General features: G+C 64.2%; 17 protein-coding genes. 9 read left to right on the top strand and 8 right to left on the bottom strand.

The window, feature by feature from the left end; genetic code table 11:
• The first annotated feature begins 136 nt into the window (after positions 1–136).
• Both V6F88_RS10925 and ssb read left to right on the top strand, forming a co-directional pair.
• Complete coding sequence (locus tag V6F88_RS10925) at positions 137–1321, top strand: MFS transporter (RefSeq protein WP_332609474.1); 1185 nt, start codon at positions 137–139, stop codon at positions 1319–1321.
• Positions 1322–1712: 391 nt separating this feature from the next.
• Positions 1713–2234 carry a single-stranded DNA-binding protein gene (gene ssb, locus V6F88_RS10930; protein ID WP_046802916.1) on the top strand — a complete coding sequence of 174 codons (522 nt, stop codon included), beginning with the start codon at positions 1713–1715 and terminating at the stop codon, positions 2232–2234.
• Between the two features lie 53 nt (positions 2235–2287).
• On the opposite strand, the gene V6F88_RS10935 is transcribed toward ssb, so the two are convergent.
• Positions 2288–3190, bottom strand: coding sequence for a LysR family transcriptional regulator (locus V6F88_RS10935; protein ID WP_332609476.1), 903 nt, complete (start codon positions 3188–3190; stop codon positions 2288–2290).
• Between the two features lie 113 nt (positions 3191–3303).
• On the opposite strand from V6F88_RS10935, the gene V6F88_RS10940 reads away from it, so the two are divergent.
• Positions 3304–4470 (top strand): mandelate racemase/muconate lactonizing enzyme family protein, encoded by a 1167-nt coding sequence (locus V6F88_RS10940; RefSeq protein WP_332609478.1) that lies wholly within the window; start codon positions 3304–3306, stop codon positions 4468–4470.
• Between the two features lie 95 nt (positions 4471–4565).
• Here the strand turns inward: V6F88_RS10940 and V6F88_RS10945 are convergent, their stop codons facing one another.
• Entirely contained in the window at positions 4566–6785 is a 2220-nt protein-coding gene (locus tag V6F88_RS10945; RefSeq protein ID WP_332609480.1) for a TonB-dependent siderophore receptor, read from the bottom strand.
• 142 nt (positions 6786–6927) lie between these two features.
• On the opposite strand from V6F88_RS10945, the gene V6F88_RS10950 reads away from it, so the two are divergent.
• From V6F88_RS10950 to V6F88_RS10970, 5 genes are all read left to right on the top strand, one after another.
• Positions 6928–7905: an AraC family transcriptional regulator gene (locus tag V6F88_RS10950; RefSeq protein WP_332609482.1), complete on the top strand. Its 978-nt coding sequence runs from the start codon at positions 6928–6930 to the stop codon at positions 7903–7905.
• Between the two features lie 78 nt (positions 7906–7983).
• The gene (locus tag V6F88_RS10955) at positions 7984–8724 is read left to right on the top strand and encodes a class I SAM-dependent methyltransferase (RefSeq protein WP_332609483.1); all 741 of its coding nucleotides are present in this window, start codon (positions 7984–7986) and stop codon (positions 8722–8724) included.
• Positions 8725–8951: 227 nt separating this feature from the next.
• The gene (locus V6F88_RS10960; RefSeq protein WP_332609484.1) at positions 8952–9263 is read left to right on the top strand and encodes a DUF4148 domain-containing protein; all 312 of its coding nucleotides are present in this window, start codon (positions 8952–8954) and stop codon (positions 9261–9263) included.
• Positions 9264–9360: 97 nt separating this feature from the next.
• Positions 9361–9672, top strand: coding sequence for a DUF4148 domain-containing protein (locus tag V6F88_RS10965; protein WP_046802924.1), 312 nt, complete (start codon positions 9361–9363; stop codon positions 9670–9672).
• A gap of 127 nt (positions 9673–9799) precedes the next feature.
• A complete protein-coding gene (locus tag V6F88_RS10970; protein ID WP_332609485.1) occupies positions 9800–10435 on the top strand; it encodes a TetR/AcrR family transcriptional regulator in 636 nt (211 codons plus the stop codon).
• Positions 10436–10582: 147 nt separating this feature from the next.
• On the opposite strand, the gene V6F88_RS10975 is transcribed toward V6F88_RS10970, so the two are convergent.
• The 3 genes from V6F88_RS10975 to V6F88_RS10985 all read right to left on the bottom strand — a co-directional run bounded on the left by V6F88_RS10975 (position 10583) and on the right by V6F88_RS10985 (position 14704).
• Positions 10583–11440, bottom strand: coding sequence for a cysteine hydrolase family protein (locus tag V6F88_RS10975; protein ID WP_332609486.1), 858 nt, complete (start codon positions 11438–11440; stop codon positions 10583–10585).
• Between the two features lie 314 nt (positions 11441–11754).
• The gene (locus V6F88_RS10980) at positions 11755–12372 is read right to left on the bottom strand and encodes a TetR/AcrR family transcriptional regulator (protein WP_332609488.1); all 618 of its coding nucleotides are present in this window, start codon (positions 12370–12372) and stop codon (positions 11755–11757) included.
• 151 nt (positions 12373–12523) lie between these two features.
• Complete coding sequence (locus tag V6F88_RS10985; RefSeq protein WP_332609490.1) at positions 12524–14704, bottom strand: malate synthase G; 2181 nt, start codon at positions 14702–14704, stop codon at positions 12524–12526.
• Positions 14705–14942: 238 nt separating this feature from the next.
• Between V6F88_RS10985 and glcC the strand changes: the two genes are divergently transcribed.
• Positions 14943–15707: a transcriptional regulator GlcC gene (gene glcC, locus V6F88_RS10990; RefSeq protein ID WP_046802929.1), complete on the top strand. Its 765-nt coding sequence runs from the start codon at positions 14943–14945 to the stop codon at positions 15705–15707.
• Between the two features lie 60 nt (positions 15708–15767).
• Here the strand turns inward: glcC and V6F88_RS10995 are convergent, their stop codons facing one another.
• The 3 genes from V6F88_RS10995 to V6F88_RS11005 all read right to left on the bottom strand — a co-directional run bounded on the left by V6F88_RS10995 (position 15768) and on the right by V6F88_RS11005 (position 18244).
• Positions 15768–16889, bottom strand: coding sequence for a saccharopine dehydrogenase family protein (locus tag V6F88_RS10995; RefSeq protein ID WP_332609491.1), 1122 nt, complete (start codon positions 16887–16889; stop codon positions 15768–15770).
• A 201-nt stretch (positions 16890–17090) separates the two neighbouring features.
• A complete protein-coding gene (locus tag V6F88_RS11000) occupies positions 17091–17483 on the bottom strand; it encodes a DUF4148 domain-containing protein (RefSeq protein WP_332609493.1) in 393 nt (130 codons plus the stop codon).
• A 356-nt stretch (positions 17484–17839) separates the two neighbouring features.
• A complete protein-coding gene (locus V6F88_RS11005; protein ID WP_332609494.1) occupies positions 17840–18244 on the bottom strand; it encodes a DUF1090 domain-containing protein in 405 nt (134 codons plus the stop codon).
• Between the last annotated feature and the right edge of the window lie 135 nt (positions 18245–18379).

Here is an 18379-nt window from a genome sequence, read left to right on the forward strand (position 1 = left end):
CGCGCCGAAACCTCCCGCGTTCAAGGCCGTCCACGAAGTTGGACTGAAGCGGGTTCGGCGCCGCACCGCCAGATCAGACTGTGAGCGTGTGACATCCACGCGCGCGCACCGCCCTTGTCATTGTTGAATTTTTCGCATGCCGGCAGACATCAAGCTGAAATTGACCCCCTCCGAACGCCGCGCCAGCGTCGCGTTGGCCGGCCTGTTCGCCGCCCGGATGTTGGGGCTGTTCCTGTTGCTGCCGGTGTTTGCCGTGGCCGCGGCCGGCCTGCCGGGTGGCGATGACCCCGCGCGCGTCGGCCTGGCGCTGGGCATGTATGGCTTGACCCAGGCATTCATGCAGATTCCTTTCGGCCTGGCCTCGGACCGCTGGGGGCGCCGCCCTGTTGTGCTGTTCGGGCTGCTGCTGTTCGTGGCGGGCAGCATCGTCTGCGCGCAGGCGACCGACGTGTACTGGATCACCATCGGCCGCGCCATCCAGGGCGCGGGCGCGATTTCGGCCGCCGTCACCGCCTGGCTGGCGGACGCCACCCGCGACGAAGTGCGCACCCGGGCCATGGCCATGGTGGGCGGGTCGATCGGTCTGTCTTTCGCGGTGTCGCTGGTTTTGTCGCCCGTGTTGGTGGGCTGGTGGGGGCTGTCGGGTTTGTTCTGGACCATCGCCTGCCTGGGCGTGATCTGCCTGGGCGTGGCGCGCTTTGTGGTGCCGGTGGTGCCGCGCACCCAGGCCCGCACCATGCAGGCCGCCCGGCCGCGTGAAGTGCTGACCCACCGTGACCTGCTGCGGCTGAACTTCGGTGTGTTCGTGCTGCACCTGATTCAGGTCTCGCTGTTCGTGGTGGTGCCGGCCTTGCTGGCCAAGGTGGGCGGGCTGGACGCGCGCGAGCTGTGGAAGGTCTATCTGCCCGTCATCCTGGTGTCGTTCGTGCTGATGGTGCCCGTGGTGTTCGTCGCGGAAAAGCGTCGTGCCCACCGGGGGGCCTTGCGCGCCGCCGTGGCGGGCCTGGTGCTGGTGTGCGCACTGCTGCCGGCGGCCAGCCACGGTTTTTACACGCTGGCCGTGGCGCTGACCGGTTTCTTTGTCGCCTTCAACGTGCTGGAGGCCTTGCAGCCTTCGCTGGTGTCGCGCGTGGCGCCGCAGGCGTACAAGGGGCTGGCGCTGGGCTTCTACAACACGGCGCAAGCGGCTGGGCTGTTTACGGGCGGTGCGCTGGGTGGCTGGCTGGCGGCCCATTCAGGCGCCAGCGCGGTGTTTATTGGGGCGGCGATTCTGTCGGCGGTGTGGCTGGCGGTAACCTGGGCGCTGCGGCCGCTGGCGTAAGGCGAGTAACCAGCTGGCGCAGGCGCAGGGGGGCAAGGCGCGTCGGCTGCGGTTGAGCAGCCTGGCGATTGGCCTGCTGATGCGTCCCCGACTAAGCGCCAACCGTCGCCTATCGCGCTGCGTATGGCGCTCAATAGCCCCTAAATCGATTCGCGGGGTGGATCGCTTTGTCACGAAACGCGTTTGGCGTGGCGGGGTCTTTTCGTCGATAATACGTACCAAATTAGGGCTTCACGGAAGTGGGGGTCATAGGATCCCAGGCGTCGCCGGTCATTGTCATGATGACCGGCGTGTTTCATGAAGCCGGTCTTCAACATCGCTTTTTATGTTGTTGCCGGCGCGCTCGCGGCAACGCGCAGACGCAGGCTGTCAACAACTGAGGGACATCGGCATGGCATCGGTTAACAAAGTCATTCTCGTGGGCAACCTGGGTCGCGACCCGGAAGTCCGCTACAGCCCGGAAGGGGCTGCAATCTGCAACATGTCCATCGCCACGACCTCCACGTGGAAGGACAAGGCGTCCGGCGAACGCCGCGAAGAAACCGAATGGCACCGCGTCGTGATGTACAACCGCCTGGCTGAAATCGCCGGCGAATACCTGAAGAAGGGCCGCTCGGTCTACATCGAAGGCCGCCTGAAGACGCGCAAGTGGCAAGACAAGGACACCGGCGCAGACCGCTACAGCACCGAAGTGGTCGCGGACCAGATGCAAATGCTGGGCGGCCGCGAAGACGGCGGTGGGGGTGGCGCCAGCTACGGTGGCGGTGGCGGCTACGACGACGCCCCGTCGCGCCCGCAACAACAACGCGCCCCGGCGCAACGCCCGGCGCCGCAACAGCGCCCGGCTCCCGCAGCGGCCCCGGCCAGCAGCGGTGCGAATCTGGCGGATATGGACGACGATATTCCGTTCTAAGTTTTCCGAACGGCTACGTAGCCAGGAAAAGCCCTCGCAAAAGCGGGGGCTTTTTATTTGTTCGGCGCTTGAAACACCTCAACCAGATAATCGATAAATGCCCTGGCCCGCGCAGTTTGATTTCTGCGTTGCGGGTAATACACAAAGAGGTCGGCGGATGGCAGCGTGTAGTCAGGCAATACCACTCGCAGCCGCCCGCTTTTCAAATACTTGGCAAGATCCCATTCCGAGCGGATCAAGATGCCATGGCCGTCCAATGCCCAGCCCAGCACGATATCCCCGTCGTTACTGGACAGCGCCCCATCCACCTTGATTGCCACGCTTTCGCCCGCGCGGGTGAATCGCCACACGCCGTGTGCTTCGTCGTTCTGCGTATGCAGAATGCAGCGGTGCGAGGCCAGATCGGCCAGCGTGGCGGGGGTGCCGTGCTTGTCCAGGTAGCGGGGGGACGCGCACAGGAAGCGACCGTTGGACATGACGCGTCGGGCGCTCAGGCGGCGGTCGGGCAGTTCGCCGAAACGGATCGCCAGGTCGAACCCGCGTTCCACCAGGTCGACAGGCCGGTCCGTGACTTCCAGTTGGACCTGGACGTCGGGATAGCGCTTGGCAAAGTCCGAGACCAGCGGGGCGATGGTGGTGCGGCCGAATCCCAAGGTGGCGTTCACTTTCAGCGCGCCGCGCGGTGTGCCGCCGCTGCTGGAGACCGCGTCTTCCATCGCGCGCAGGTCATCAAGGATCTTCGACGCGTGCGACAGGTAGGTCTCGCCTTCGGGAGTCAGGCTGAGATTGCGCGTGCTGCGGTTGACCAGCCGCACGCCCAACCGCCGTTCCATCAGCGCCAGGCGCTTGGTGGCGGCGGGGGGCGTCAGGTCGAGTTCGCGTGCGGCCGCCGAAAGGCTGCCCAGACGGGCCAGATGGATGAAAAACTCCAATTCGGACGCGATGTCGGTTTTCACTGAAAGTTAATAATCAAATGAATATGGGTGAATCTTAGTGCGGGTGTTCGCCTCTACGCTAGGGGTTCTGAACTTACCCGTGCCGCCATAGCCGGCGCATCAGGAGACACCTCATGAGAATCGTCGAGATCCGCGAACAGACGCTGCCCATCAGCTCGCCCATCCGCAACGCCTATATCGATTTCAGCAAGATGACGCTGAGCCTGGTCGCCGTGATCACCGACGTGATCCGCGACGGCAAGCCGGTGGTGGGCTATGGCTTCAATTCGAATGGCCGATACGGCCAGGGCAAGCTGATGCGCGAACGCTTCATTCCGCGCGTGATGGAGGCGGATCCCGAGTCGCTGGTGGACGCGACGGGCAAGAACCTGGACCCGCACAAGATCTGGGACGCCATGTTCACGAATGAGAAGCCGGGCGGCCATGGCGAGCGTTCGGTGGCGATTGGCACCATCGACATGGCGGTGTGGGATGCGGTCGCAAAGATCGAAGGCAAGCCGCTGTTCCAGTTGCTGGCGGATCGCTACGGCAACGGGCAAGCCGACCGCCGCGTGTTTGTCTACGCGGCCGGTGGGTATTACTACCCGGGCCAGGACCACGGCAAGCTCAAGGATGAAATGCGCAGCTACATCGATCGTGGCTACACGGTGGTGAAGAAGAAGATTGGCGGCGCGTCGCTGGACGAGGACCTGCGCCGCATCGATTCCATCTTGAGCGTGTTGCAAGACGGGCAGAAGCTGGCGGTGGACGCCAACGGCCGGTTCGATCTGGACACCGCGATCCAGTATGCCAAGGCGCTGTCGCAGTACGACCTGTTCTGGTACGAAGAGGCGGGCGACCCGCTGGATTACGAGTTGCAGGCCACCCTGCGCAACTACTACAACAACCCGATGGCGACGGGCGAGAACCTGTTTTCCATGCAGGACGCGCGCAACCTGATCCGCCATGGCGGCATGCGCCCGGACCGCGATTGGCTGCAATTCGATTGCGCGCTGAGCTACGGGCTGGTGGAGTACCTGCGCACGCTGGACATGCTGCGCCAACACGGCTGGTCGGCCAGCCGCTGCATTCCGCATGGCGGTCACCAGATGTCGTTGAACATTGCGGCGGGCTTGGGGCTGGGCGGCAACGAAAGCTACCCGGACCTGTTCCAGCCCTTCGGCGGGTTTCCCGACGGCGTGAAAGTGGACGGCGGTTACGTCACGATGCCGGAGCTGCCCGGCATCGGTTTTGAAGGCAAGTCGGATCTGATCACCGTCATGCGGCAATTGTCGGCGTAGGCCGCGGCCGTATGGGGTTTGCCGGAGAATCACCGGCGAACCCTCCGCGGGTCACCCGTGATCCCCCAGCGAACTCCCCGCGATCCACGTCCGATTTACCAGCGATACCGTAGCGTCGCCATCACCGTGCGCTCGGCGCCCCAGTAGCAGCTGACGGCCGTGCCCAGGCAGTTGGCGACGTAGCGCTTGTCGAACAGGTTGGACACGTTCAGCGCGACTTGCGCGCCGGCCAGGGTGGGGCTGACTCGACCCAGGTCGTAGCGGATGGCGGCGTCCACCAAGGTGACGGCGGGCAGGGCGTAGCGGTTGTTCAAGTCGCCGTAGAAGCCGCCACGGTACGTGACGCCCGCGCCCACGCCCACGCCTTGCAGCGGACCTTCGCGCAGGGTGTAGTCGGCCCACAGCGCGGCCTGGTGGCGTGGCACGAAAATCATCTGGTTGCCGCGCTGGGCGGCGACGTTGGTCTTGGTGACTTCGCTATCGCTCAGCGCATACGACATCGTCAGGTCCAGCCCGCTGTCGAAGCTGGCCTTGCCTTCCAACTCGATGCCCTGCACCTGCGCTTCGCCCGTCTGCACCACAAAGCTAGTGTTGACCGGGTCGGGCGTGCTGACGTTTTTCTGCGTGATCTGGAAGGCCGACAGCGTGACAAAGCTGTCGTAGCCGTCGGGCTGGTATTTCACGCCGGCCTCGTATTGCTCTCCGGTGGTGGGCTTGAGCGGCGAGCCGTCGCGCGTAATGCCGGTCATCGGCTGGAACGAGGTCGAGTAGCTGAAGTACGGCGCGATGCCGTTGTCAAAGCGATAGGTCACGCCGGCGCGGCCGGTGAAGCGGTCGGCATCGGCCGTGCGCGACGTCCAGCCCCATTGGCCGCCGCTGCCCGCGACGCCGTTGTTGGTGGTGCCCTCGGTCCAGTCATAACGGCCGGCGAAGGTGAAGCGCAGGCGGTCCAGTTCGATCTGGTCTTGCGCGTACAGGCCCAGCTGGCTGCGCGTCATGTTGATTTTGGTGGCCGTGGCCGGGCGCGTCACGGATGTGCCGTAGTCGGGGTCGAACACGTTGAACAGCGGCGAAGCCGGGGGCAGCATCAAGCCCAGGCTGCTCTCGTTGTAGCGGGATTTTTCGCGCAGATAGTCCAGGCCGAAGGTGACGTCATGGCGCGTCGGGCCTGCGTTGAATTTGGCGTTCAACTGGTTGTCGATCTGGAAGGTATGCGAGGTTTCCGGAAACGCCCAGGCGTAGCGGATGGCCTGCGTGTCCGACACCATCGCGCCGATCTGCACGCGCCGCGTGTTGGTGTCGACGTTGGTGTAGCGGGCGCTTTGGCGCAGGCTCCACGTGTCGTTCAAGCGGTGGTCCAGCGTGTAGCCGACCATGGCCTGTTCGTTGGTGAAGATGTCGTAGCCGGGCTCGCCCACGAAGCGGTCGCGCGGGATGTAGCCGGCCGTGGCGCTTTTTTCCAGCGTGCCGATAACGGGCAGAACGGGGGCGCCGCCACCGCCGTGGCTGGTGATCTTCTGGTATTGCGCGCTGACGTTCAAGCTGGTGTCGGATGACGGGCGCCACGTGAAGCTGGGCGCGATGAATTGGCGTTCGTCGTCTACGTGCTGGTACTGCGTGTCGCTGTCGCGCAGCGTGCCCGTCAAGCGGTACAGAAACTTGCCTTCTTCGTCGGCGGGGCCCGAGAAATCGAACGCGCCCTGATAGCGGTTGAAGCTGCCCGCCTGCAACACCACTTCGTTGATGGCTTCGGCGGTGGGGCGCTTGCTGGTCATGTTGACCAGGCCGCCGGGGGCGCTTTGACCGTACAGCCCCGACGACGGGCCTTTCAGGATTTCGATGCGTTCCAGCCCGTAGGTGTCGATGCGCGGTTGCGAATAGCCGCGCGCGCCGAAGGGCAGCAGCAGCCCGTCCAGATAGCGCGACGGCGTGAAACCGCGCACGGTCAGCCAGTCATAGCGCACGTCGCTGTCGCCGTATTGCGCGAAGACGCCCGGGGTATAGCGCACGGCTTGCGCCACCGAGGTGACGCCGCGCTCGTCCATTTCATTGCGGGTGATGACGTTGATCGTCTGGGGCGTGTTGATCAGCTCGGCGTCCGACTTGGTGCCAGAGCGGCTGCGCGTGGCCACGTAGTCCGCGCCGGCAGTCGGCGACGCGTCGCGCGCGCCTTGCACCACGACGGGCGCCAGCGTGGTGACGCCGTTACCGCCGCCTTGGGCCGGCGGGGCGGTTTGCGCCAGGGCAGAGGCGGAGGCGGACGCCGCTAGGGCGGCCAACAGCGCCAGCGGCAGCGGCTTGACTGAAAAGGACACGGTGTTACCCCTGGATCAATTTATAATTAACAAGAATCATTTCTGTGCGTCGGCATGATTCCAGATCCGGCTTTTGCTGTCTGACGATTTTTCGGCGCCGTTTGACGGTTTTGCTGCTGCCCCGTTTTTGCGCCCCTTTCCCATGCCCGCCAGCGCCGCCGCGCCCTTGCCCATCCTGTCTCTTCCCGAACCCTGCACCACACCGCCCAAGCAGCACGAGTGGTGGCGCGGCACGCTGCCGACCGTACCGGCCACGGACGACTGGGAAGACGTGATCGAGCGCGTGCTGAGGGTGGACGACGGCGTCAGCCTGGTGGTGCTGGACGGGGCGCCGCGCCGGACGCTGACGATTCCGGCGCCTGGCGCCCCGGTCTTCGGCATGCAGGTCTGGCTGGAAGGCGAGGCCGTGCTGGCGGTGGAAGGCGGCGAGCCCCTGAAGGTGGCCGGTGGCGCGGCGCTTCTGTTCAACCACGAACACGCCGTCGGCTGGGCGACACATCTGCCGGCCCTCGGCCGCGTGCGGATGATAGACCTGCGCTACACGCCCGACGCGCTGGCTCGCGCAAGCGGTTCGATGCCGGTTGCGCTGCTGCGCAAGCGGTTTCACCGCGACGTCAGCGTGCCGGCGCAAGGGTCCCTGGTGGCATCGCTGGATGCGCCGACCCGCTTGCTGGCGCTGGCGGGCAGCCTGACCGGCGAGGCCCCACCCGCGCCGGAAGCGCGGCGGCTTTGGTATTGCGCCAAGTCGCTGGAAATGCTGTCGGCCTTTGTACAGCTGCTGTCGCTGCCCGACGCGCTGGCGGGCCCCTTGGCGCACGAACATCAACGTGTGCACCGCGCCTGCGAGCTATTGCGCGATCGGTGCGCCGAGCATTGGCCGCCGGGGCGCCTTGCCCGCGAAGTGGGCCTGTCTGAAAAGCGGCTTCAGCAGCTGATGCGTGAATGCGTGGGCCGATCGGTGCATGCGTATTTAAGCGAAATGCGGCTGGCGCGCGCGTCGGATCTGCTGCAAACGGGTATGAGCGTGACGCAAGCCGCGGGCGAGGTCGGCTTTTCCAGCCTTAGCCATTTCAGCAAGGTGTTCAAGGCGCGCTATGGCGCGTCGCCCCGATCCTGGTAAGGTGCACCGACGCCGGCATGTCCAACGCAGCCAAGCCCGGCTCGGCCGGCGCTGGCGCATCGCAAAGGGCAAACCACCATGACGCAAAACATCTACGACACCGCTGAGTTTTTCCAGGCTTACAGCCAGATGGCGCGGTCGGTGCACGGCCTGGACGGCGCGCCCGAATGGCCGGCGTTGCGCGCGCTGATTCCACCGTTGCAGGGCCGCCGCGTCGTGGACCTGGGTTGCGGCTTCGGCTGGTTCTGCCGTTGGGCGCAGGCGCAGGGCGCCAGTGAAGTGTTGGGCGTGGATGTGTCGCAAAACATGCTGGACCGGGCCCGCGGCAGCGCACCCGCCACGGCACCCGCCGGCGGCATCGTGTATCAGCGCGCCGACCTGGAGCAACTGCAATTGCCGCCGGCGGCTTACGACCTGGCTTATAGCTCGTTGACGCTGCACTACATCGAGCGGCTGGCAGGGCTTTTTGCCACCGTGCATCAAGCGTTGACGCCTGGCGGTCATTTTGTTTTCTCAGCCGAACACCCGATCTACACGGCGCCCGCCAGCCCCGCCTTCGTGCAGGACGCCTCGGGCCGGCGCATCTGGCCGCTGAACCAGTACGCCGTTCAAGGGCCGCGCACCACGGACTGGTTGGCGAAGGGCGTCATCAAGCAGCACCGTACGCTGGGCGCTTATCTGAACCTGCTGATCCAGACCGGGTTCACCATCACGCACGTGCAAGAGTGGGCGCCTACCCAGGAACAACTGGCCGCCCAGCCCGCGCTGGCCGAAGAGATGGATCGGCCGATGATGGTGCTGGTGGCGGCGACCCGGTAGGCCGAAATATTTGGTTTCACAAAACCCGCTTGCGTTGTCTATCTAGTAGTAGGTAAGATTCATCCATCGACGCAGCACACACAACACCCCGCTGACGCCGAAGCCAGAAATACAGTAGGAAGGCTTTTTTATTTCCCCGGCTGTCTACCTACAAGTAGATAGCTAAACCAAAGACCGTAGCTTAATCGAATCAACGCAAGCCTCGTTTATTCATCTGGAGATCAACCATGAAGACCCTCGTATCCGCCCTGATTCTTTCCGCCTCGTTCATCGGGGCCGCCGCTCAAGCCGGCGAACTGGACTACCCGCCCGAACTGAACACCGCCAGCACCGTGACCCGTGCTCAAGTGCAGCAAGAACTGGCCGCCGCCCGTGCAAATGGCCAGCTGGTGTCCGGCGAAGAAGGCTACGCCGCGACCACGTTCGCTTCGGCCGGTGCCGACAAGACCCGTGCCCAAGTCACGCAAGAACTGGCCGCTGCCCGTGCTCAAGGCCTGACCGAAAGCGGCGAACTGGATTACCCGCCCGTTCAAGGCTGATTTTTTAAGTACCTGTCTATCTAGTCATAGATAGCTGCACAAACGTTACGTACCCCTATCCGCATTACGCAGCATCCCTTTCTACTGGAGATTGACCATGAAGACCCTCGTATCCGCCCTGATTCTTTCCGCCTCGTTCATCGGTGCCGCCGCCCAAGCCGGCGAACTGGACTACCCGCCTGAACTGAACACCGCCAGCACCGTGACGCGCGCCCAAGTGCAGCAAGAGTTGGCCGCCGCCCGCGCGAATGGGCAGCTGGTGTCGGGCGAAGAAGGCTACGCCGCCACGTCATTCGCGTCGGTTGGCGCGGACAAGAGCCGCGAACAGGTCAAGCAGGAACTGGCCGCTGCCCGCGCTCAAGGCCTGACCGAAAGCGGCGAACTGGACTACCCGCCCGTGCAAGGCTAAGCCGATGCCGGCACATGCGAACCCCGGGGGGCGGGATGTTTCCCGGCCGGGGTTCGCACGGGCCAAGGCCCACATCCTAGGGCGGCCACCAATGACGGACCGACCTATTAGTAGGTAATATTCAGCCATGGACACCCCGACCCCCAACACCACCCGAGACCTGCTGCTGGCGCATGCCGAGAAGCTCATCCGCACGCGCGGATGCAACGGTTTCAGCTACCGCGATCTGGCGGAGCATGTGGGCGTGAAGACGTCCAGCATCCACTACTACTTTCCGGGCAAGGACGACCTGCTGTATGAAGCAGTCGAAGCCTACAGCGCGCGCGCGCTGGGCGCCGTCCGTGCCATTGATACCGCGCAGCCTGCCCAGGCGCAGCTGGAGCAATACCTGTCGATGATGGAATCGCGGGCTTGCGGCTCGGGCGAATTGTGTTTGGGTGGCATGTTGGCCGCCGACATCATGAGCCTGTCCGACCGTGTACGCGGTGCGCTGCAAGGGTTTTTCCGTGCCCACGAAGCATGGCTGGCGCGTGTGCTGGCCGAAGGTGCGGCGCAGGGGACGCTGAAGTTCTCTGGTACGGCCGATGCGGCCGGCCGCGCGGTGTTTGCCACCGTCCAAGGTTGCCTGCTGGTGTCGCGGCTGTTCCAGCAGCCGCCCGCATTGTGCGAGGCCATCCGTGCGTTATATGTGGAGTGCGACAAGGCAGCCAAGCCCGCCGCAGCCGCATCCCAATCCGCACCCGCCACCGCTTCCGGCGAGTAACGGCGGCCAGACGTAAAAGCGCGACGGCGCGGATTTTCGCGCCGGTCCGCAGTGAGCAGCCAGCAGTGAGCAGCCAGCAGTCAGCAGTGAATCCGATTTCCCATCACGGCCGCCCGGCATTTGCAGGCGGCCGTTGTCATTGCGCGATCAGTGTTGCAACGCGCGCGCCATGTCCACGCTGGTGCGTTCTTGCATGCCCAGGTCTCGCATGCGTTGCAAGAACGCGGTTTGTGCGTCGGCGAATCCGGTGACCGGGCTCATGCAATCGGTCAGCAGGACAATGCGTGACAGGTTGCCGCCGGGCAGGTGCTCCGCCAGATGTTCCACGGTGGCGCGCACGCAATGGCTGCCGGCTTCACCCGCGACCAGAATCAGGTCTGAGCGATCCAGCGACCCCAGCAGCGCGCGGTTTAATTGGCTGCGCGGGTCGTCGGGGTCTGGCACCTCGGCCATCAAGGCGCTGTAGTGCTCAGTCCAGGGGTTCGTGCCCTTGGGCGCCTTGCGCACGATGAACTGGCCGGCGTCTTCCCATCGGTTGTACGCGGCGCGCACGTCGGGATGCACGTTGTGTCCCCAGGTGCCGATCTCGCAATGCACGGGCCACACCATCAAGGTGTAGCGGCCGCGCGCCTCAAGCTCGTCCAGATAGGTGGCGGTGCGGGGCAGGTCGTCGGCATGGCGCGGCAAAAACTGACCGGCCCGTAGTTGCGCCGCTGTTATCGGCGTGAAGGGCGCGACGGGCTTGCCTTCGCCCGTCTGCCAGAACGTGGGGTGCGCGATGTCCACGCGGTGATGCGAATCCAGCGTTACGGTGATCGAGGTCAATGCAGAAGCCGTAGCGTCAATGAAGCTTGCCAGCCGCTGCATGTCGGCATGCGCGCCGGGCACGGGCAGCGCGGGTTGCGTGACGTGGCCAGTCAGCGGGTCGCGCGGCAGGTAGGGCTCGGGCAAATCGCAGAAATCGTTCTGCGGATCGACGATCAGTAGATGGACGGAACGCGGCATGGCGGAACTTGTTTGGGGCTAAACCGGAATATAGACCGGGATCGCCGTTGTTCACTAGAACAGAACCAGATGTTCGGCGCGGTCGGGCAATTGACGCAGCAGCGCCGTCCACTGCCGCCAGAGGTAGGCGATGATGGCCACGACGGCCAGCGCGATCAGTATCCCCATGACAAGCTCCTGTCCATATTTCGCACGGTCGTGCGAAATTGAAGGGTTAAAACGCCGGCACTGGCCGGCAATGGGCGGACTATTCCGCCTGCGTCATATCAGGTGGGATGGGTGAACAAGCGATCACCCACCCGTGAAGCCACCCGTCATTCCAAAACCGTAAAGCTGCGATACGTTGATATCAGCCTGTCATAGGCCGCTCGCACGCGCGCGGGCGCTTGCGGATCGCGCAGGAAACGCGCGTCATGCATCAGCCCGATCATCAGGCTGTAGACCTCGAAGACAAGTTGTTCGGGGTCGGTATCCGGCCGTAGATGGCCGGCGTCCAGCGCCTGGCGCACCGTGCGGACCATGGCCGCGCGCCATCGGCGCAGGTTGTCTTCCAGCAAGGCGCGCAGCGGCGATTCAACATCGTCGTATTCGAACGCGCCGGCCACATAGACGCAGCCTGTCGCCATTTCAACGTTGCTGGCGCGTTCCACCCACAAGGACACCAGCGCGTTCAAGCGGGGCAGCCCGCGCGGGTACGCCATGGCGGGCGTGAAAACGGCCGCCACAAAGCGCCGGTCATATTCGTCCAGCACTGCCTGTTGCAAGGCTTCAAGCGAGCCCACGCGGGAAAAAACCCCGCTTTTGCTGATGCCCAGCCGCTTGGCGACCTGACCTAACGACAGGCTTTCCATGCCCTGGGTGGCGGCCATGTCCAGGGCCGCGTCCACAATGGCCGCGAAGGTCAGCTCGCTTTTTTCCGTTTTGGCAGTCATGAAGCGAAATTTAGCACGGTCGTGCGAAATTGGTCGGTTGTTTTTTTGGGGCGGTCGGCATGCGCGGGGGCCGTGCTGATGCAGAGCCAAAGAAAACCCGGGCAGCTCAGGCTGCCCGGGTTTGGAGTGCAATGATCCGCGCGATGGGCGGTCAGGCCTGCGCGGCGGCCTTGAATTGCAGACGGTACTTGTGCAGCAACGGTTCGGTGTAGCCGTTGGGCTGCGTCAAGCCTTCGAACACCAGCGCGCACGCCGCCTGGAAGGCCAGCGACGTATCGAAGTTGCCGTCCATCGTCTGGTAGAGCGGGTCTCCGGCGTTCTGGCCGTCAACCACTTTGGCCATGCGCTTGAAGGTTTCCGTGACCTGTTCCTTGTTGGTCACGCCGTGGCGCAGCCAGTTGGCGATGTGCTGGCTGGAAATGCGCAGCGTGGCGCGGTCTTCCATCAGGCCGACGTTATGGATGTCGGGCACCTTGGAGCAACCCACGCCCTGGTCGATCCAGCGCACGACGTATCCCAGGATGCCCTGCACGTTGTTGTCCAGTTCCTGCTGGATGTCGGCGGCGGACCACTTCGACGGATCGCCCACCGGCACGCTCAACAACCCGCCCAAGAGATCGTCGCGGACGCTGTCCAGCTTGGTGCGCTCCAGTTCTTTCTGTACGGCTTGCACGTCGATCTGGTGATAGTGCAGCGCGTGCAGCGTGGCGGCGGTGGGCGACGGGACCCAGGCGGTGTTGGCGCCGGCCTTCGGGTGCGCAATTTTCTGTTCCAGCATGGCGGCCATCAGGTCGGGCATGGCCCACATGCCCTTGCCGATCTGGGCGCGCCCGCGCAGGCCGGTGTCCAGGCCCACCAGCACGTTGTTGCGTTCATAGGCGGTGATCCAGGCGGTGGATTTCATGTCGCCCTTGCGCAGCATCGGGCCCGCTTCCATGCTGGAGTGCATTTCGTCGCCGGTGCGGTCCAAAAAGCCCGTGTTGATGAACGCCACGCGCGATGCGGCGGCGCCGATGCACGCTTTCAGGTTAATGCTGGTGCGGCGTTCTTCATCCATGATCCCCATTTTCAAGGTGTTGCGCGGCACCTTGATCAGGTCTTCGACGCGATCGAAGAGTTCGCTGGCAAAGGCTGCTTCGGCTGGCCCGTGCATCTTGGGCTTCACGATATAGACGGACCCGGTGCGCGAATTCAGCTTGGCGGTGCGGTCGTGCAGCGCGGCCAGGCTGGTGACGACGGCGTCCAGAATGCCTTCGGGGATTTCATTGCCGTCGCGGTCAAGGATGGCCGGGTTGGTCATCAGGTGGCCCACGTTGCGCACGAACATCAGCGACCGGCCGTGCAAGGTCAGCACGCCGCCGTCCGGGCGCGTGTATTGGCGATCGGCGTTCAGCTTGCGCGTGAAGGTTTTGCCGGCCTTGGTGACGGCTTCGGTCAGGTCGCCCTTCATCAGGCCCAGCCAGTTGCGATAGATGTGCACCTTGTCGTCGGCGTCGACGGCGGCAACCGAGTCTTCGCAGTCCATGATGGTGGTCAGCGCGGCTTCGACCAGCACGTCTTTCACGCCGGCGGCGTCGGTGCCGCCGATGGCGTTGGCGCGATCGATCTGGATTTCAAAGTGCAGGCCGTTGTTCTTGAGCAGGATGGCCGTGGGGGCGGACGCGTCGCCTTGGTAGCCGGCGAATTGCGAGCCGAATTTAAGGCTGGTCACCACGCCCTTGGCCAGGTTGACGCGCAGTTGGTCGCCTTCAACGGTGTAGCGCTGCGCATCGATGTGCGAACCATTGGCCAGCGGGGCGGCCGTGTCCAGAAAGCTGCGTGCGCGCGCGATGACGGCGGCGCCGCGCTCGGGGTTATAGCCCTTGCCCGTATCGCCGGGCGTGGCGGGGATGGCGTCGGTGCCGTAGAGGGCGTCGTACAGGCTGCCCCAGCGCGCGTTGGCGGCATTCAGTGCATAGCGCGAGTTGGACATTGGCACGACCAACTGCGGACCGGCCTGCTGCGAGATTTCAGTGTCGACGTTGTCGGTGGTGGCTTGCACGCTGGCCGGTTGGGGCAGCAGGTAGCCGATGCCTTCCAGAAACTTGCGGTAGGTGGCCGGGTCGGCGATGGGGCCGGGGTTGGCGCGGTGCCAGGCGTCCAGCTCGGCTTGCAGACGGTCGCGTTCGGCCAGCAGGGCGCGGTTCTTGGGCGCCAGGTCATGTACCAGCGCCGCGAAACCCTGCCAGAAGCTGTCTGCATCCAGGCCGGTGCCGGGCAGGGCTTCCTGTTCGATGAATTGGGTGAGATTGGCCGCCACTTGCAGGCCGTGTTGCTGGGTGCGTTGAGTCATGCGGGTCTCTAGCGGTAAGAAGGGCTGGCCGGCGCCGGGCGCCGGGTGAATCTGTCCTGACATCATCGTTCCCACCCGCCCTGATGTCTACCCGAAAACCAGCTGGTCATACCAGTTTATTTCGTGGCCGTAAGACAGGAATGTGATTTTTATGGTTTTATATCAGCACCTTACAGAGGTGTGGCGGACAGCCGAAACCCCATGGCCGGCTTGGTCATACCACTGGTGCGGAGATTGCATGTACGCGGAAACAGAAGAAAAACCTCGCCAGGTGGCGGATGAAGTGGCCGAGCGGATCGAACGCCTGATCCTGGATGGCGTGCTGAAGGCGGGGCAGGCCTTGCCGTCCGAACGGCGGCTGACCGAAAAGCTGGGCGTGTCGCGCACGGCGCTGCGCGAAGGGCTGAAGCTGCTGCGCGCACGCGAGATCATTCACACCGCGCAAGGCAAGGGGTCCTTCGTGGCGCACATCTCGAAGGTGGACGCCGGGCCGTTGATGCACCTGTTCAATTCGCAGCCGCGCACGCTGTACGACTTGCTGGAAGTGCGCTCGCTGCTTGAAGCGGAATCCGCGCGCCTGGCTGCCATCCGGGGTACCGAAGCCGACTTCATCATGATCCGCCGACGTTATGACGACATGGTTGCCGCGCAGGGCACGGCCACCGACACGGCCACGCACGCCCATCTGGACCACGCGTTTCACTTGGCGATCTGCGAGGCCTCGCACAACCCGGTGTTGGTGCACACGCTGCAATCACTGACCGACCTGCTGCTGGGCTCGGTATTCGCGTGCGTCAACAACCTGTATCACCGCGAACCGGAAAAGCGGCAGATCGACCGTCAGCACACCCGGCTGTACAACGCGGTGACGGGGCGCCAGCCCGAACAAGCGCGCAAAGCCGCCGCCGACCATGTGGACAGCGTACGGCAGAGCTTGTCGGATATCGAGCAGGAAGAGCAGCGCCTGGTGCGCGCGACGCTGCGTCTGGAAGGCTGGACGTAGCGCCGCGCTGGCGCGGGCGGAGGCAGGCGAGCGGGCTTGGCCCCCGACGGGAATTGCGCGCTAGCGATCAGCCGTCGCGCAGCCGGCCAGTGCCAGCGGCTTGCCGGCGTAGACGCGGCCAAAGCGGTTGTTCAGCAAGGCGTCCAGGTCGATCGCTTCTTGCCCCACAAACCCCTTTTGCGGCAAGACGCCCTGCGCCACAAGATCCAGCGCGGCGCAAATGCCGGCGGCGGTGGACAGCTGGATCGCGCTCAGGCGGTGGCCGTCCACATCGGCGCCGAACACGCGGATGGGGTAGGACTCTTCTTCCAGCCTGCCGTGGCGATGGCCGGATGCCGACGCCTGGATCACGATGACGTCCTGCTCGGTGGTAGGAATGGCCGACTCGAAAATATCCTTGAGCAGATCGCGGCGGTCTCGCAGGCGCAGGTCGTTCAGCAGCAACTTCATGATGTTGCAGTGGCCGGGATAGCGCACGGACTTGTAGTCCACGTTGCGGGCGCGCCCCAACAGCGTCGCGGGTAGCGTGCCCAGGCCTCCCGACGTGTTGAAGGCCTCGTATTCGACCCCGTCCAGCGCAAAAGTCTCATAGCCTTCCAGCGCGGGCACGCTGGTCAGCTTGCCGTCGACGATGGCCTCGCAAGGGTTGCAGTACTCGTTGATCAGGCCTTCGGTGCTCCAGGTCAGGTTGTAGCGCAGGCTATTGGACGGGTAGCGCGGCAGGGCGCCCACGCGCATGCGCAGGTCCAGCAAGGTGTCGAAGCGGCGGGCCAACGCGTTGCCGACGATGCCGATGAAGCCGGGGGCCAGGCCGCATTGCGGCATCAGCACGCTTTGCACATCGCCCGCCAGCGCCTGGATGGCGTGGGTGCTGGCGACATCTTCGGTCAAATCAAAGTAGTGGACGCCCGCGCGCGCGCACAGTCCTGCCACGGCGGTTGCACGATGGAACGGCAAGGCGTTGACGACGGCGTAAGCGCCTTCGATGCAACGCGCCACGGAGTCGTCATCGCTGATCTGGCGCGTCTCGCAGCCCAATTCAGCCAACACGCCCAGGCGGGCGGGGTCCTGGTCGGCAACCAGCACCGAGTAATCGCCGCTGCGTTCCAGCATCAAGGCGATAGCGAAACCGATTTTTCCGGCGCCCAGCAAAACGATGGGACGGGTGGCTGACATGGACATGGGGCTGCTCCTGCGGATAGGGGATGGGGTGGCCTCATCCTATGCGGGAGCGCTGTCGATTTGTAGAACCGAAAGTGTCGTAACGGCTTTAGTTATCGACATAACGACTTAATAAGTAGTCGAAGCGTCAAAAAACAAAGCCCCCCGGCTTTCGCCGAGGGGCTTTCGATGGGGCTGTCACGGCCTTTTCAGGCCAGTGGATCAGCTGCCCATGGGGGGGTAGTCCATGTTGCCGAAGGTCACCAGGCCTTCTGCCTTGGCTTGAGCCAGTTGCGATTCAACTTGGGCGCGGCTCAGCGACGTGGCGTGTTCAGCAGCGGCGACGGGCGGGTAGTCCAGGTTGCCGAAGGTGACTTCGCCGGCGTTCTTGGCTTGGGCCAGTTCGGCTTGAACTTGTTGCGAGCTCAGGCTGGACTTCTGGGCGATGGGGGCGGGGTAGCCTTCTTCGCCAAACGTGTATTGACCCGAAACCTTGGCTTGTTGCAGTTCAGCTTGCACTTGAGCGCGGGTGGGGGCTTGGTCGGCTTCGGCGGCTTGCGCGCCAGCGGCCAGGACGGACATGGACAGCATCAATGCGGTAGCAAGGGTTTTCATAGCAGACCTCCGGTGTCTTGTGAGCTTGGGATTCGAACCTCTGACGTCATTGCCTGGGGTTCGCTTGCTGTGTCCCGATGAGATGCATTCTGTGCTCAAACAACCTCGGGATAAACCCTTATTACCTGAAAACATCTTTCCAAAAAATGTACTAATCGATGTGGATTCCACCAGATGGCACCATAGATGGCGATATTTCCGTCTGATGACACGATAGGTTGTGGTCGGCGGCGGCCGCCGTTGACCATTCACATCCGCGTACGCCCCGAGAAGTGGTCGGGGTCGCCGAAAAGCAAAGCCCCGGCTTTGGACCGGGGCTTTACGTGGCGACGGTGGCTGTCAGTGCCCGACGCCGCTTAGCGATTCAGTTCCACCAGCGCCGCGTTGTACTCGGATTGGGCTTCCTCCAGCTTGCGCTGTGCCTTATCGATCTTGTCCTGCTTGCCCTTGGCGCGGGCTTCCTTCAGCTCTTGTTCGCGTTCGGACACTTTGGACTGCTTCTCACGCACGTTTGTTTCGCGTTGGGATTGCAGGCGGCTGTCGGTGCAATGTGCCTTGGCTTCGGCCAAGGCCTTCTTCAAGCCGGCTTCGCGGCGCGTGTTGTTCTGTGCTTGCGCAGCGGCAATGTCGTTTTCGATTTCGCAGAACTTGGCGGCGCAGCCTCGTTGGGCCGAGCAATCGGTGGCGGCCTGAGCGGGCAGGGTGCCGAACACGGCGCACGCAGCGGCGGCTGCGGCCAAGGATTTAACGAAAGAGGGCATGCGGTGTCTCCGTAAGGCGTTGCGGAAACGCCATGATGGCCTGATCTGGCCCGAGCGGCAATGCGGCGCCCCGCGGTTCGCGGCCGGGCCGGCGCCGGCGGTGCGCTGCGGCCCGCCCTGGCCGTCGTCCTTAGC

This window comes from Achromobacter sp. ESBL13 (genome assembly GCF_036668755.1).
GTDB lineage: Bacteria > Pseudomonadota > Gammaproteobacteria > Burkholderiales > Burkholderiaceae_B > Achromobacter.

Bases quoted from the DNA above. Each gene is read 5' to 3' on its own strand.
- V6F88_RS10925 (WP_332609474.1), top strand. From the start codon at position 137: ATGCCGGCAGACATCAAGCTGAAATTGACCCCCTCCGAACGCCGCGCC.
- ssb (WP_046802916.1), top strand. From the start codon at position 1,713: ATGGCATCGGTTAACAAAGTCATTCTCGTGGGCAACCTGGGTCGCGAC.
- V6F88_RS10940 (WP_332609478.1), top strand. From the start codon at position 3,304: ATGAGAATCGTCGAGATCCGCGAACAGACGCTGCCCATCAGCTCGCCC.
- V6F88_RS10950 (WP_332609482.1), top strand. From the start codon at position 6,928: ATGCCCGCCAGCGCCGCCGCGCCCTTGCCCATCCTGTCTCTTCCCGAA.
- V6F88_RS10955 (WP_332609483.1), top strand. From the start codon at position 7,984: ATGACGCAAAACATCTACGACACCGCTGAGTTTTTCCAGGCTTACAGC.
- V6F88_RS10960 (WP_332609484.1), top strand. From the start codon at position 8,952: ATGAAGACCCTCGTATCCGCCCTGATTCTTTCCGCCTCGTTCATCGGG.
- V6F88_RS10965 (WP_046802924.1), top strand. From the start codon at position 9,361: ATGAAGACCCTCGTATCCGCCCTGATTCTTTCCGCCTCGTTCATCGGT.
- V6F88_RS10970 (WP_332609485.1), top strand. From the start codon at position 9,800: ATGGACACCCCGACCCCCAACACCACCCGAGACCTGCTGCTGGCGCAT.
- V6F88_RS10975 (WP_332609486.1), bottom strand. From the start codon at position 11,440: ATGCCGCGTTCCGTCCATCTACTGATCGTCGATCCGCAGAACGATTTC.
- V6F88_RS10980 (WP_332609488.1), bottom strand. From the start codon at position 12,372: ATGACTGCCAAAACGGAAAAAAGCGAGCTGACCTTCGCGGCCATTGTG.
- V6F88_RS10985 (WP_332609490.1), bottom strand. From the start codon at position 14,704: ATGACTCAACGCACCCAGCAACACGGCCTGCAAGTGGCGGCCAATCTC.
- glcC (WP_046802929.1), top strand. From the start codon at position 14,943: ATGTACGCGGAAACAGAAGAAAAACCTCGCCAGGTGGCGGATGAAGTG.
- V6F88_RS10995 (WP_332609491.1), bottom strand. From the start codon at position 16,889: ATGTCCATGTCAGCCACCCGTCCCATCGTTTTGCTGGGCGCCGGAAAA.
- V6F88_RS11000 (WP_332609493.1), bottom strand. From the start codon at position 17,483: ATGAAAACCCTTGCTACCGCATTGATGCTGTCCATGTCCGTCCTGGCC.
- V6F88_RS11005 (WP_332609494.1), bottom strand. From the start codon at position 18,244: ATGCCCTCTTTCGTTAAATCCTTGGCCGCAGCCGCCGCTGCGTGCGCC.